Source organism: Alcanivorax sp., from assembly GCF_051117345.1.
Taxonomy (GTDB): domain Bacteria; phylum Pseudomonadota; class Gammaproteobacteria; order Pseudomonadales; family Alcanivoracaceae; genus Alcanivorax.
Genome location: NZ_JBNPEC010000234.1, coordinates 1 through 15,341 on the forward strand (window position 1 = coordinate 1; position 15,341 = coordinate 15,341).

The window sequence follows — 15,341 nt, forward strand, 5'->3', positions numbered from 1 at the left end:
AGTTGGAAGTGACCGGTGTGGTGCCGGAAGGCGGCGTGGCCCGTTTCCGTACCTATTTCCAGAGCGACGGGGGGGCCGATATCAAGGCGGGAGCAGCCAATGCGCGAGTATTTTGAATCCGAAATGCGGTTGCTGCATGAGGCTGCCGCGGATTTTGCCAAAGCCCATCCGGAACAGGCCAGGATGCTGAACCTGGCCGAAGTCCGTGATCGCGACCCCTATGTGGAGCGTTTGCTGGAGGGGATGGCATTTATCGCAGCACAGATCCGTACCCGTATCGATGATAGCGAAACCGCTATCAGTGAGCAGCTGCTGGAGCAGTTATGCCCTGGCCAGTTACGCGGCTATGCCAGTCGCACGGTGATGAGCTTTACGCCGGATGCCAATGCCCAGGGTGGCAAGAGCCTGCCGGCCGGTAGCATCATCCGCTCCGCTCCGGTGGGAGATAACAGGCAGCAATGTCACTTTTCCACGCTGGCTGACTTACAGATCCTGCCATTGCGGGTTGGCGGCGTTGAGACCCGTGAAACCGGTAATGGCAGCACTGAACTGACTCTGACACTGGCCCATGCCGGCGCCGGCAATCTGGCGGACCTGGATCTGTCTACCCTGGATATTTACCTGCACTGCGATCCAGCCCTGGCGCTGGCGCTCTGTCATGGCCTCAGCCGTCCGAAGGGCAAGCTGGGCTTTTCAGTGGATGGTACATTCTGTGGTGAACTGGGCGCCGCTGAAGTCAGCATGCCGTACTTGGAAGAGCTGCCCCATACCGGCCACCATCGCGGGCTTCCCGGCTTTTCTCTGCTGCAGGATTATTTTGCCTGGCGGGAACGATTTTTCTTTATTCGGGTTGCCGGCCTGTCACAACTGACCTTCCCGGACAAAGGCCGTGAATGCCAGGTGCAAGTGGAGCTGCCGCTGCAATTGCCAGCGGAGCATCAGCTCAAGAGCGAGCATTTCCAGCTTAACTGTGTGCCGGCCATCAACCTCTATGAGCTGGATGCGGATCCCATCGATGTGGATCAGAAACGGGCGGAATATCGTTTCCTCCCGGATCAGAAATATCCCGATACCGTCGTCCTGCATGAGATCCTGTCGTTGACCGGCCGTGATCATCGCAGTGCCCGACTCACCGACTACCAGCCTTTTTATCGTGCCCATGATTTCAGCCAGGGTGAATACTGCTATCGATTAACACGCCGTGATCTTGGGCTGGCAACACCTCAGCCGTTTATCAGCCTGTCCGGTCCCGGCCTGATTACGGCACAGACACTATCCGCCCGTGTCAGTGTCAGTGATGGTTATTTGCCGCGTCGTTATTTGGCAGAAAACCAGATCACCCGGCCCGGCGAGGGCGTGCCGTCGTCTCTGTCGATCCGCAACCTCAATCGCCCCTGCAGTTATCTGCCGTGCCCGGACAGCAGCGCCTACCGTTGGCAATTACAGGCACTGATGCAGCTTTCCGCAGTGGGGTTGGCCAACCGTAACAGCCTGCAGTCCCTGATGGGACTTCTTGACTGGACCGACCGGCAGGAAAATCAGCGCCGTCGCCAGGCTCTACAGGAAGTGAACGTCACACCAGTTACTCGGATGCTCAAGGGCATGCTCTATCGGGGCGCGGTGATAACGATGCAGCTCAGCCAGGGCGACTTTTTATCGCTGGACGATATCTATCTGTTCGGCTGCGTCCTGCACCGCCTGCTTAGCCAGCTAGCGCCGATCAACGAGAGCGTGGAATTACGTGTTATCGCCCAACCCAGTCAGAAGGAGTTTGTATGGGAACCTCAGGTGGGTTGCGCGGCGCCGATATAATGCAGGGGCTGCTGCAAGCGCCCCAGCAATTTGATTTTTCCCAGGCCATGGAGTTGCTGGAAGCCTGTGACCCGGAAGGGACGGTGTTTGGTCAGGGGCTGGAGAAACGGGTGCGCCTGTTGCCGGATGACAATCTGGTGTTTCCTGCCTCGGATATTCGAGGCTGCCTGCAGCAGTCTCAACAGTTGACGTTGTTGATGGGCTTTTTCGGCCTGTATGGCGTTGATGCGCCGGTACCTCATTACCTGCTCGACCGGACTACCGCCGAGGATGACGATGCAGCCCGGATGCGCGATTTCCTTAATATTTTCAATCCACGCTTCTATGCCTTGTTGTACAGGGCCATGCAGATTGCACGACCGGCGGCGGGGCGTTTACCTACCGCCTTTCGCGGTAGTGCGGATGCGTTGTCCGGTCGCCTTGGCGCAGGCAATAAGCAACAAGAGCAGGCTGACAGGGACAGACGCTATTTTCCGGTAACGAAAATTCGCAGTGCAGGTGGCTTACAAACCCTGCTGCAGGATCGCCTGCCCGGCATCGGCGTAGATGTGCAGGACCGTCAGCCTGCCTGGCAAGCCCTCGGTGAAGGCTGTGTGCTGGGCCGCAACGATTGCGCACTGGGGGATAACGCCATCCTTGGTGGCCAGGCTTATATGGCCAACGGCAATGTGGCCGTGCGCCTGGGACCAGTGCATTCCCTGGCGGCACAACAATTACTGCCCGGGCACACTCTGGGCGACAACCTGAGACAACAACTGGATGACTATCTGCAAGGGCAGGTGGGTGCCGAGTTGCAAATCCGCGTTTGTCCTTCGCGGCGGAGCGGTGTGGGGCTGGGAACCGATGAACAGCGTTTGGGCTGGTCTGTCTGGCTGGGTGAGCGCCTGCAACAGGAATACGTCATCCGCGTGGCACCGGAAACCGCGCACAGTAACGGGAATTAATCCATGGAGGGGAACATGCAAGGTCAAACCATCCGCCGGCTGGTGGAAAAACTCAACGATACCTGTGCCCGCGCATTGGAACAGGCGGCGGTATTTGCCGCCGCGCGTAGCGACTATGAAGTGCGCATCGAGCATGTGCTGATCAAGTTACTGGAAAGTGATTTGCGCAATGACCTGCAACTGGCATTGGCCCACAGCGACATCAGCGCCGACCAGGTGTTCGAAGCGCAAATGCAGGCCCTGTCTCGTCTGCGCACCTCCAACCCTGAAAAACCGGTATTTTCCGCTCGCTTGGTGCAATGGCTGGAACAGTCCTGGTTGGCCTCCAGCCTGTATTACCAGGGTGACACCATTCGCAGTATCAGCCTGCTGGATGCCTTGCTGGAACTGCTGCCGCGCCTGGGTGACAACGCTTTTGCCCTACTGGATCCCATGTCACTAGCGCAATTGCGCGAGCATTTTGCCGCCTGGACGTCGGCGTCCGTAGAGCAGCCACGCAGTGCCCCGAATGTTGCCGACGACCCGGGTAGTGTCGGCGTTGTGTCCCGCCCGGCAGGCGAAGAAGCGTTGAGCCAGTTCTGTCAGGATTTCACCGCGGAAGCCCGGGAGGGCCGCCTCGACCCGGTAGTCGGGCGAGGTGATGAAATCCGCATGGCCATCGATATCCTCTGCCGTCGCCGCAAGAATAATCCGATCCTGGTGGGTGAACCGGGGGTGGGCAAAACCGCAGTAGTAGAAGGCCTGGCCCAGCAGATCGTTAATGGTGAAGTGCCCGAGTCATTAAAAGACGTGCGCTTGCTGGGGCTGGATTTGGGTCAGCTGCAGGCCGGGGCCAGCGTTAAAGGGGAATTCGAGCGTCGCCTGAAACAGGTGATCAGCGAAATCCAGCATTCACCCACTCCGGTCATTCTCTTTATTGATGAGGCTCACTCTCTTATCGGTGCTGGTGGTGATGCCGGTCAGAATGATGCGGCCAACTTGCTCAAGCCGGCCTTGGCGCGGGGCGGCATGCGCACCATCGCCGCTACCACCTGGGCGGAATACAAACGCTATTTCGAACGGGATGCGGCCCTGGATCGACGCTTTCAGCGTGTCCCGGTAGACGAACCGGATAGCGAGCGAGCGCTGCTGATGCTTAGTGGACTCAAGGACAAGTTTGCCGATCACCATAACGTGCATCTGACAGACGAAGCCCTGTCCGCCGCCGTCACCTTGTCCCAACGCTACATCACCGGGCGCCAGCTGCCGGACAAGGCCATTGATGTACTCGACACCGCCGCGGCCCGCGTGCGACTCAGCCAGGCCAGCCAGCCCCGGGGATTGTCACAGGGCGCCGAACGTTTGCGTTATCTGGAGCAACGGCTGACTGCCCTGCAACAGGATCAGTCTCAGGGACTGCCTGCCGATGACCGTCTGCGCCAACAATTAAAGGAAGAGCAGCAACAGGTGGCCACCGAAATGGAAACCACCGAACAGCGTTGGCAACAAGAGCAGGCCACCGTGGCGGCACTGGATGGCAGTCGTGAACGGCGCGAGGCGCTTCATGCGGTACAAGCCGGTGAACCGATGATTCATCCGGAAGTGAATGCAGCCACGGTGGCGTCGGTTATCGCGGACTGGACCGGGGTACCGCTCGGGCGCATGCAGCGTGATGAAGTGTCGGTACTGCGTGATCTGGAACAGCGCCTGTCGCAACGAGTGGTGGGTCAGGATGGCGGATTGAGCATGCTGGCGCGGACTCTGCGCGCTGCCAAGGCGGGCCTGCGGAAAAACGAAGGTCCCCTGGGGGTCTTCCTGCTTGCCGGCCCAAGTGGTGTGGGCAAAACCGAAACGGCCCGCGCCCTGGCCGATGAACTGTTCGGCGGTGAACGCTTTTTGGTCAGTATCAACATGAGTGAATACCAAGAAGCCCATACCGTGTCCCAGCTTAAGGGTAGCCCGCCGGGATATGTGGGCTTTGGCGAAGGCGGTGTGCTCACCGAAGCGGTGCGGCAGCGTCCGTACTCGGTGGTGCTGCTGGATGAAGTGGAAAAAGCTCACCCGGATGTGATGAACCTGTTCTACCAGGTATTCGATCGCGGTGTGCTGCGCGATGGAGAAGGGCGGGAAATCGATTTCCGCAACACCGTCATCCTGATGACGTCCAACCTGGGTAGCGACACCTTGCAACAGATGGCGTTGCCACCGGAAGAGGCGCCGGACGACGAGGAAGCGGTTGCGGGCCAGGACGGAGCCGTGACGTCAGCGTCTGACGATGCCAATGATGAAGCCACTCCGGAGCAGGCTTGGCAAGCCCTCAGTGATCGGCAGCTTATCGATGCCATCGAGCCGGATCTGCGCCGCCATTTTGCCGCCGCATTGCTGGCCCGCATGCAGGTGATTCCCTTCCGCCCCCTGGATCAGGACATGCTCAATGCCGTCGTGGCTATGCGCCTGGATGCGGTGGCCCAGCGGTTGATGCAGGCCCACGGCATCACCTTCCGGGTGGATCAGAAAGTCATGGAACAACTGTCGCGGCAATGCCAGGTGGCCGAGAGCGGTGCCCGCCAGGTGGAATCCGTCATCGAGCAGCAACTGATGCCGGGTCTGGCTCAGCAACTGCTGGGCTACATGGCCGACGACGACATGCCTGACATTCTCACCCTGGAACTGGATGAACAGGGACAAATAACGGCCGTCTTCGCGGACCAGCCGGTGCCGGAATCCCTGAGCGCCTGACGATAACCACAACACAACAAGGACAGTTCCATGGGTATCGACAAGTATCTGGACCGTGCCAAAGACCTGCTTGGTGAAGTAGACATTCCATCATCAGCCCAGTCGGCATTGCCTGGCTCGGGCCTGCCTTCCGTTGATAGTGGTGGCTTTCTCAATGGCAATATGTTGTCCGGGCTGGCCAATGGAGACGTTTCCCTGGACAGCCTGAAAGCCTCTGTCATGCAGCAGCTGGAGCAGGCCGCCGGCGGTGCCATGCAGCAATTGATGGACGCCCCCAAATGTCGTTTCTTTATCGATGTGGCAGGCATGGGCGAAGAGGCTTTGGCCGTGGAGTGTTTTGCTTCACAGGATCTGGCGCTGTCTTCTTTGGGGCGCATGCAGGTGGATGTGCTGACGCGTATCGAGCCATCGCTGGCTTCCCTGCCTGGGGAATCGGCCACCTTGCGAGTGGAAGGAAACGGGGGGCAGCAACAGTACTTCTCCTTCATGGTGGAAGCGGTGGAGGAGCTTAACGCCAGCCCGGAAGGCGCTCGCCTTCGCCTGCATCTGGTGTCGCCATTGTTTCCGCTGGCCCTGAATCGTCACAACCGGGTCTTTCTCAACAAGACCGTGCAGGAGATTATCGAACAGGTGCTGGAAGAAGCGGGCTTCAATGGCGATGACATCACCATCGAGTTTCGCCAGCCCCAACCTGCGCGAGCCATGACCGTGCAGTATGAAGAAAGCGATCTGGATTTCCTGGAGCGGCTGCTGGCCCGTGACGGCGCCTTTTACGCCGTGGTTCACGAGGACAGTGGCCCGCATTTTCATTTCCATGATGACAGCGCCGCCCTGCAGGAAACCGTGGGCAGCGCCATGCTGGAATTCCATGCCGAAAGTGGCCAGGCAGATGGCAGTGAGCGCGTGTTTCAGGTTACCCGAACGATTCGTTGGCGCAGCGGTACGTTCAATGTTTATGACCATAACCCGGACACTCCGGATAACCCGCCCCAGGGCTATGCCGAAGGTCTGGGCGGTCGGGGCGACCAGTGCCATTGGGGTGTTAACGCCGTGGACGCGGAGCAGGGCAGCGCCATGGCCCGCGTTCGCTGTGAAGTAGAAGATGTACAGCGGCAGACGGTGATCGCGCGGGCTGACACTGGCCAGTTCGTTCCTGGCATGAAGCTGATCCTTGCAGGCCACCCCAGCCACGACGGTGAATGGCTGGTGGCGGCGGTGACCATTCAGGGGGATCAGCGTGTGGGTCACGCCTTCGGCCAGAACAGTGACCGTCCCGGCCTGCAAAGTGAACTGACCCTGGTACCGGTATCCATCCCCTGGCGCAGCGCAGCGTCCTGGCAGCGGGCACCGGTTCACGGCAGCTTTTCTGCCGTGGTGGAAGGAGATGGCAGCGATTATGCCTACCTGGACGATCAGGGCCGTTACCGCATTCGCCTTCCCTTTGATCTCAGCGATTCACCACAGGGGGAGGCCAGTCCGCCGGTACGCCTGATGCAACCCTACGGTGGCCCGGACAGTGGCATGCACCTTCCCCTGCATGGCGGTACCGAAGTGTTGCTCAGTTGCGTCAACGGCGATATCGACCGCCCCATTATCCTTGGCGCCCTCAGCAACCCGGCCACACCAGGGCCTGTCACCGCTTCGAACCCCAGTCAGCATATCCTGCGCACCCGCGGTGGCAACGAACTGCTGATGGAAGACCGGGCCGGTGAAGAGCGTATCGAACTGTTCACCCATGAGCGCAAAAACCGTTTGAGTCTGGATGCCCGGCATGACGCCCATCAGGTAACCCTGGAAAGTGTTGAAGGGGATATGGCACTGCGTGCTGGTGGCAACATGACCACCGAAGTGGGCGGCTCGCAGAATACCGAGGTTGGCGAAGATCAGACCGTGACCGTGGCCCGCCATCTCAAGTTGATGACCCAGGAAGGTGAGGTGGAACTGCAAGCCGGCTCGGACCTGTTGTTCAAGGCCGGCGACAATCTTCGCATGGCAACGGACAAGGGCGATATGACCCTGCATGCAGGCAAGGACCTGATTGCAAAAGCCGAAGCCAACTTCTCCATGGACGTGGTTTCTGGTGACGCAACAGTGGTGGTGGATAACGGCAAGCTGGGCATGGATGTACAGGGTGCTATCACGATTCGCGGTTCAGGCAGTGCGCCCATTCGACTCAGCCAGGGCGGCGGCACCATTGAAATCACCCCAGGAGGGGATCTGATTATTGACGGTCCCAGTGTGGAAATCTCCGGTGGCTCCATCAAGGTGGATGGGCAGATGGTAGGCAGTAACTAAAACCTTCACCCGGAACAAAAGCAGGGTGGGTTAGCCGCAGGCGTAGCCCACCATCCCAGAATCGACGTACTACGCATAACCAAGCAATCAGGGAAGGCTGCGATGGGTTGGCTGGATAATATCGAAGGCAAACTGGACGACGCTCTGGATGACGTCAAAGAAGAAATCGGTGAACGTCTGGAGCAGGCCGGTGCGTCATTGTTTGGCAACGGTAATGAAGGCCTCGGCGGGGGTAAAATTGCCCTGACCGTTGATGGGCTGCCATTGGAGCCCTATGCCCTGACTGCGAATTCTTCCCTCAGCCAGATCAGCGAATACCGGTTTTACTGTGCGGTTGCCGTGGGCGTGGAAGCGGGCAGCTTTCTGGATAAACCTGCGCAGTGGAGCTGCACCAGTGCGGATGGCCTGAGCCGGGGTTATGCCGGCAAGGTAACTCGTATTGATCAGGGACGGATCCTGCCTGATGGGCAGGAGGAGTGGGTGCTCACCGTTACCTCAGGCCTCGCGGCTCTGCGACAGCAATCCCGTTATCGCATCGTTCATCGCCGTACCGTCATCGAACTGGCGGAAGAGTTACTGCAGGAATATGGTCTTACAGTGGACGATCGTACCCATGAACACTATCCGGCCATGGACTGGACGGCGCAGGTAGGAGAAACCGACCTGCAGTTCCTGCAGCGACTCCTGGCCCGGGATGGCATCTGGTTTTATTCCACATTGGCAGAGCAGGGCGAGGTCATCGTCCTCGCCGACGATCAGCACGGCGCCAGCCGTGCTGACCGGGGCGAGCTGGCTGTCACCGCAGAAACCGGCGGGAGCCGCAGTGTGGCCGGCCATGCCATGGTCGCATTGCGACAGTCACGTCGATATTACCGCTGGCAGCCCGACCGCAGCCGGGTTCATCAGCAAGTGTGCCCATCGGAAGTCGCCGCTCTGACACAGGAAAATCAGTCATCAGCAGGCAAGGTGGCAACCCAGCAAACCTTTTTCCAGTCTGGCAGCGGTGATGTGCATGCCACTCTGACACAAGCTCGTCTGGAGCAGGAAAGGCAGCAATGCCGGTCCCATACCATTCTGGTGTCGGGGGCGGTGGGAGACTTGCAGGTTGGCCAGTGGCTACCTGTTGCAGGGCATGGCCCTTGTCTGGTTACCCGTGCCGCCCTGACGTTCTCCTCCCCCAGAAACCACCAGGGTAACAGCCCCAATGGATTTGCCTGGGAGGCCGAACTACTACCGTTAGCGCAGCCCTTCCGCCCGGCATTGCCTGCTCAAATCTCGCTACCTCTGGTCTTCCCGGCACGGGTCGAAGCTGACGGCCCCTATAGTCATGTGGATGGCATGGCCAGCCGCAAAGCCCGCATTGGTTTTGATGATGGCGACCAGCCCCTTACCGAATCCAGCCCACCCCTGCGCCAGCTACAGCCCCACGGAAGCTTGCCCGGCAAAGACGGGCAAGCCACCGGTTGGGACTGGCCGCTGAGAAACGGTGCTGAAGTGCTGCTGACCTGCCTGAACAACGACCCGGACAAGCCGTTGATATTGGGCTATGCCCCCGCTGCATCCCAGCCCGGCCCGGTAAACAACCGAAACGCGCCGGAAAACCGCATCCTTACCCCGGCCGGCCATCTGTTGAACCTCAATGACAGAAAAGAGGCGCAAGCAATTACCCTGAACACCCCGGATGGGCAATGTCTCCTTGATCTGACCGCCAACAGCGAAAGCCCGCTGGTGACCCTGGCCTGTGAGCAGGGAGCACTAGTGATGCGCGCAGGCCAAGATCAGAATATTGACGTCGGGAAAAACAGCCAGATCCGAATCGGTAGCGACAGCACAACGCAAGTCCTGAACCGATCTGTGAATCACACCGATTCCGGTGTGATTCATCATCAGTCCCAGACCAGCACCAATCTAACCGCTACCGACAATGCCACCCTGGAATCCGGCAAAAACCTGGAACTGTACAGCGCTGCCAACAGCCAGCTGCGAGTGCAGGGAAGCGCAACCATTACTGCCAGGAAAGGTCTAGCCAGCAAGGTCGGGGGCAACCTGCACCTGCAAGCGACCGGCTCCATCGACATCCGTGGTGATGGCAGCGGAGATCTCACCCTTCATCGGGGTGGTGGCGGTATCACCATTAAAGCGAATGGCACGGTGCGCCTGTTTGGCAATACGGTGACCTTGAAGGGGCAAAGTGGCGTTACCTTCAATGGCGACAAGGAATACGGGGTACCCAAGGGGGGCAAGGCGGATAAGCCGGTGCCGATGCCTGCCAGTGCGATCACCCCCGTGGAAGAGATGGACCTGGACCCGGAATGGCAAGGCCAGTCTTCCTCTGCACAGCTGCGCTCAGTGAGATGGCAAGAGCAGACCGTTCAGTTGGGCGATGAAACCACAGCGATAGTGCGCGTCCGAGGTTTGAATCCCGATGAGGCATTATCGCTAACCCTGGTTGAGCGATATGGCGACAATGAGCGAGATATAGAAAGCTGGCAGCAAACCATAGAAAAGACTGCCGGTGATATCCGCGTGCCGTGGCCAGTCACCTTGCCAGGTGGTGTGATTCAAGTGACCGGTGATGAGGAAAATTCGGCACTGTTGACCCGGGATTATCTGCTCAGTGTTCGCTATCAAGGGCAGGAAATCGATACCGAGATGCCCCTGAATATATTGGATAGTCTGAGGTTTACTCCGCTCTCTGAAGCGGGAGGGCCTCTACCGGAGGGCACCCCGGGAAGCCTGGAGGACGGTAACGGCGATATTCATTATAGCCAGGTGACGAATGGGATTTTGACTTTTCCCGGAGTGCCTTTAGGGCAAGCCCGTTTGAGCCTGGATCATTATGAACATCTGAGCCGGCCCGAATATCAGGCTGCGACAGAGCAACAGGAGGGTGCTGAAAGTTGTTCCCTGCGAGCCTGCTCCAGAGCAGAACTCTGTCCAGTTGATGACGATGAAGCCACAGAACTGACCTGCAAGTTGGCTCCGATTGAGGATCTGGTGATCATTCCGGCCAGTGAAGAAGTCCTGTTGCTGACTGGCGCTGAGGTGCAACGCCTGGAGCGACTGGAAGAGAAATACAACGCGCCGGTGATCGCTCTTCAGGAAGCTATTCAAGCCGGTGACGATCAAGCAGTGGATAATGCCAAAAAAGAACTGGAAGCATTATTGGCTCAACCCGCCAGTAATAACGGTGGTAGCAGTGAAAGCGACAATGGCAATCCTCCACAGTATGCAAAAGGAGGGAGCGCCTCACACACAATGATGGAAGTGGTCCGCCCCCGAAAACTGGGAGGCAGTCAGTTTTCCTTCATTCCCAGTGATGCCCTTGCATACCATCGCCTTGAAGGAGACCGCCGCTACACCGTGCAAGGCATTCGAGACTCGCTGGACTATGGCACCAATGACATGCCTGCTGATGCACAGGTAGAGCAGAGAAAAACCAAACTGAAGGAAGCGTTTGGCAATGTATCAGCCAATATCAAAGGTGAATGGGAGCTGATCGACAAACGAGAGGGACAGATTCAATCCCGACAATTACTGAAAGCACTAGGGCCAACAGCCACCCTGGCTGAGCTTCTTCCCGATAGCTGGTTTGACGCGGTAGATGGCTGGGTCGCAAAGATCAATGAAAAGGCAAAGTTCGATATCGGTTGGAAGGAAAGCCGAAGAGATAAGGCCTTGGCAATGCTGGATCAGAACGAACTAGATAAAAGCGGCCTGGGCCAAGCGCAGGATTATCTACAACAAGTGTGGCCGGAAGAGCAGGATCAGCCGCAATGGTTTGATGAGTTTATTACCCTTGAGTCACTGTCCCCGCAACAACAAGGCCAGTGGCACACAACGATCAACAACGAACCCCTGCCACCTGAACGCTTCTCTGTGGATGGGGGGGCGTCTCTTATGCGCTATGTGGGTGGTGCTACAGCATCATTTGAGCTTGACGCAATGAAAGGGATGGTCAGCGCTGAAGGGAAAGCAGAGCTGGACCTTTCACTGGCCCAGGGGCGTGTGCGTGGTCAGTTCCTGCTGCCCGATGACACCGGCTGGCAGGCCAGCTTCACGGTTCGACGTCGAAGCACTCAGGTCAGAGTCGATCAGGTACTGTCGTTGGTTCAGACAGCCTCGGTTGACCACGGTAGTTTTCCCTCACCAAGGGTTATCGGTCTTTTGAATCAGCGCCTCAGAAAGCTGCAAGTCGACAGTCAGTTGACCCGGACAGAAATGCGGGTGGATGCTATTGGTCGTGATGCCGATGGCAATTATTGTCCTTATCGCACCCGTGCAATCCAGGGTTTTTTGCTGGGTGATGTCAACGGCTGGTTAGCACTATTCCGTGAGGGTATCTGGGGAGAAGCAGAGCAGCAGAAAATGACCAATGCCCTGGGGCCACAAAGAATCACCAGCGACCAACCGATGGGGCAGGTTCTGTCGATGATTGGTGGTGAGCTGTTGGACGGTCTGTTCGGTGAGAGTGCATTTAGCCCGTTGCAGCCCGGCGATGAAAAGGAACTGCGCGTACTGATTGTTCAGTATTTTCATGAATACAGGAATCTGTCTCTGATCGGTGCCATGAGTTTTTATTCCAGCGAGGTTCGCAGCAACTTCCACCAATGCCAGCCACCGAATAGCCAATCATACTGTGAGCAGATGCGGCGCCCAACGGGCAATGGTGACATACTCCTCAATCCGTTTCGCGTGACAGAAGTCAAAAATGTCCTGCAGGAGGAAGAGGCTAGGCTGGGTGCCTTCCGGTTCGACGTGACCACCAGCTTGACTGGCTTTGCCGGTGCCAATCTGATGGCGTCCGGCAAAGTCTACATCAACCCCAAGCAAGGAAGCCTGGAAGCCATCGGTCTGCGCTCGGACGCTCCTTGGCCAGACGAGCAAAGCCAGCATAGCGGCATGATCAACACTGAGGCGCTACCGGCACCTGCTGATAATGTGAAAGTGGCCAAGAGTACCCGCTCGCCATTTGACACCGAACTGGATGACCAGCAAGGGGCTAACGTAAAGCTGGAAGCGTTCGTGGGGGTAAAAGCCACCCTGGGTATCAAGGGTGGTCTTATGTGGCAGCAACCCCAAGCCAGTCAATTCAAGGCGTTGGGCAGTGTGGGTTATACCGCCACCGGCATGGCCGGCATCGGCGCCGGGCTGGATTTTCAGGTCGGGTTTGATATGGAAACGGGTCGTTTTGTAATTCACTGCAAGGCTGAGCTGGCCTTTAAATTCGGCGTTGGTGGTGGCTTCTCCTTCACCGTGGATGCAGTCCATGTGAAAGACTTTCTGGTGCTGCTTTATAACGAACTTCGCGATGCAGAATTTAATATAATTGATCTTTTCGCAAAAGAAGGCGACCTCAACACTGCCTTTGATGCTTTCTGTTCTTTTCAATACGAACTGTTTAAACGCGGTGGAGTAATAGGTGTTGCCGCCGGAACTGCTGCCACTAGTGGTTTGCTGGCTGTTAGTGCGGTCCAGGGAATATTCAATCTGGGTCGTGAATTACTCTTGAGATGGGAGGAATGGGAAGACGATAGTGAAACGGCACATCGACTGGCGGAAACCTTGCTTGATGATGAAGAGGCACAGGAGCTGCTGGGTTATGCCTTCCCGGAAACCAAAGGCCGGCTCCTCAATACGCTGGTTTCAGCAGGTTCCACCCACCGGGATTTGAATTTGCTTTCCGGGGGGCTGGATGAACGCCGGGAGGAAGCGGTGGTTGTGGTACTTGAGAGTATTCAGCATGCTCGCGAATACCAGGAGGTGATGGAACATATGGGCGTTAATATTCCTGTGAACGATGGCCCAGCCGAGAAAATGGTTCGGGCTTTGGACAATGAACTGCGTTTGTTGAACTTCCTGGATGGCGAAGAACGAACTCGTTTCCTGAATATCGCGGAACGCTTTGCGGGCGAATGATGGTTCGCTGGGAAAAACGGCGAGGCACCCTTGAACAGGGTGTCGGTTAGCTGGGCTGTTTCTGAGTGTTGCTCCTTTTACTTTCGTGCGCCGGAAGTCGTAATGGTACTGCTCTGATTGACCACGCAACGAACGCCACCTTGTTTATCGTCAGGAATGGTCGCTCGGGCACGACGAAACAGCACGTTGTAGCGTTGAGTTCCCCCAACACTTCCTCCTCGAAGTAACTTCTGGGTACCACTTTGGGGACCTTGAGGGTTTACCCCTAGAGACTTCTCATAGTAGTTTTTGTCATACCAGTCCAGCACCCATTCCGCCACATTGCCGGTCATGTCGTACACACCCAAGGGGTTGGGTGGATAAGTGCCAGAGGGTTCCGGGTGCCAAGGCGTGTTAGGGCCGCCCCGATAATTTCGTCCCCAATCCTGTGTGCCATCATCCGTGGCATAGAAGGCCCGACTGGTTCCCCGGCTGGTGGCGGCATACTCCCATTGGGCTTCAGTCGGTAGCTCAAAGGGCAGACCTGTCAGCTCGCCCAGCCAGTGGCAATAGTTCTGGGCGTTATACCAGGTAAGTCCCCAGGCAGGATTTTCGGGCTGCCTGGATGGTTTGCCAAAAGATCTTTGACTGGGTTTCCGGGCTCCGGTGGCCTCGGCAAAGGTGTCAAACTCCCAGTAAGACACTTCGTAAGCCTGTATGGAGTAGCTGTCGAGGGTCACTTCCACGGTCTTGGTCACTTGCGGGTGACCCATGGTAAAGGTGCCGCCTTCCACGAAGACCAGAGAATCCAGTGTATGGCCAATCACCTTTTGCTCAGCCTCGCTGATCTGCGCACTATTACCGCAGGCGGCAAGCAGGGAAAGGGAAAAGAGTGAGAGGCAGGGGGTAAGTGAAAAAGGATATTTCATGTGCATGTGGATACGTTCCTTGTGCCTGAAATCGGCGTCCATTGCCGCTGCTTACCCTAGCAAAATGCGCCCGTGATGTCTGTGTTCCGGGATGAAATATTGACAAGAATAGTGTGAATGTGACGCTGGCAATGCTGCAGTGCGGAGCTTCGCTTATGGGCGGTAACATTCCTGTGAGCGATGGCTTAGCCGGGATAATGGTTCGGGCTTTGGACAGTAGATTGCAGTTGTCGACCTTCCTGGTTGGCGAGGGGCGAACTCACTACCAAAGCATCTTGGAAAGGTTTGCGGGCAGGTGAACTTTGCAGAGCAAGCCCCCGCTGGGGGCTTGCTAGTTATTGAATGCCTACTTTAGTAACAGCAGAGCTATTAATGGCATAGGGTTGGTTAATCACACAGCGAACGCCGCCTTGTTTGTCGTCGGGCTTAAGGCCAGGAGAACGGCGGTATAAGGCATTGTAGCGTTGTGTACCAACAACGCTGCCACCGCGGTGTATTTTTGTTGTTCCAGTCTCAGGTCCTTGAGGGTTTATCCCCGAAGACTTTTCATAATAGTTTTTGTCATGCCAGTCCAGCACCCATTCCGTCACATTGCCGGTCATATCGTACATTCCCAATGGGTTGGGTGGATAAGTGCCAGAGGGTTCCGGGTGCCAAGGCGTGTTAGGGCCGCCCCGATAATTTCGTCCCCAATCCTGTGTGCCATCATCCGTGGCATAGAAGGCCCGACTGGTTCCCCGGCTGG

The 15,341-nt window shown here is 57.4% G+C and carries 7 protein-coding genes; 5 read left to right on the forward strand and 2 right to left on the reverse strand.

Annotated elements, in window-relative coordinates:
- The first annotated feature begins 99 nt into the window (after nucleotides 1–99).
- The 5 genes from tssF (at nucleotide 100) to ACFE0K_RS14980 (ending at nucleotide 13,688) form a co-directional block, all read left to right on the forward strand.
- Nucleotides 100–1,812, forward strand: coding sequence for a type VI secretion system baseplate subunit TssF (gene tssF / locus ACFE0K_RS14960; protein ID WP_434536819.1), 1,713 nt, complete (start codon nucleotides 100–102; stop codon nucleotides 1,810–1,812).
- A complete protein-coding gene (gene tssG / locus ACFE0K_RS14965) occupies nucleotides 1,776–2,756 on the forward strand; it encodes a type VI secretion system baseplate subunit TssG (protein ID WP_434536820.1) in 981 nt (326 codons plus the stop codon). The genes tssF and tssG overlap by 37 nt, the downstream gene beginning before the upstream one ends.
- Before the next feature lie 15 nt (nucleotides 2,757–2,771).
- Nucleotides 2,772–5,474: a type VI secretion system ATPase TssH gene (gene tssH / locus ACFE0K_RS14970; RefSeq protein ID WP_434536821.1), complete on the forward strand. Its 2,703-nt coding sequence runs from the start codon at nucleotides 2,772–2,774 to the stop codon at nucleotides 5,472–5,474.
- A 30-nt stretch (nucleotides 5,475–5,504) separates the two neighbouring features.
- Nucleotides 5,505–7,769, forward strand: a complete 2,265-nt coding sequence (locus tag ACFE0K_RS14975) for a type VI secretion system Vgr family protein (RefSeq protein ID WP_434536822.1) — start codon at nucleotides 5,505–5,507, stop codon at nucleotides 7,767–7,769.
- Between the two features lie 102 nt (nucleotides 7,770–7,871).
- Entirely contained in the window at nucleotides 7,872–13,688 is a 5,817-nt protein-coding gene (locus ACFE0K_RS14980) for a type VI secretion system Vgr family protein (protein WP_434536823.1), read from the forward strand.
- 77 nt (nucleotides 13,689–13,765) lie between these two features.
- Here ACFE0K_RS14980 and ACFE0K_RS14985 read toward each other — a convergent pair whose 3' ends face one another.
- Nucleotides 13,766–14,638, reverse strand: a complete 873-nt coding sequence (locus tag ACFE0K_RS14985) for a formylglycine-generating enzyme family protein (protein WP_434536824.1) — start codon at nucleotides 14,636–14,638, stop codon at nucleotides 13,766–13,768.
- A 293-nt stretch (nucleotides 14,639–14,931) separates the two neighbouring features.
- A partial coding sequence (locus ACFE0K_RS14990) for a formylglycine-generating enzyme family protein (RefSeq protein ID WP_434536825.1) occupies nucleotides 14,932–15,341 on the reverse strand: 410 nt, incomplete at its 5' end.

Excerpts from the sequence above, each read along its gene's own strand:
- ACFE0K_RS14975 (WP_434536822.1), top strand. The coding sequence starts at position 5,505 with ATGGGTATCGACAAGTATCTGGACCGTGCCAAAGACCTGCTTGGTGAA.
- tssG (WP_434536820.1), top strand. The coding sequence starts at position 1,776 with ATGGGAACCTCAGGTGGGTTGCGCGGCGCCGATATAATGCAGGGGCTG.
- ACFE0K_RS14985 (WP_434536824.1), bottom strand. The coding sequence starts at position 14,638 with ATGGACGCCGATTTCAGGCACAAGGAACGTATCCACATGCACATGAAA.
- ACFE0K_RS14980 (WP_434536823.1), top strand. The coding sequence starts at position 7,872 with ATGGGTTGGCTGGATAATATCGAAGGCAAACTGGACGACGCTCTGGAT.
- tssH (WP_434536821.1), top strand. The coding sequence starts at position 2,772 with ATGCAAGGTCAAACCATCCGCCGGCTGGTGGAAAAACTCAACGATACC.
- tssF (WP_434536819.1), top strand. The coding sequence starts at position 100 with ATGCGCGAGTATTTTGAATCCGAAATGCGGTTGCTGCATGAGGCTGCC.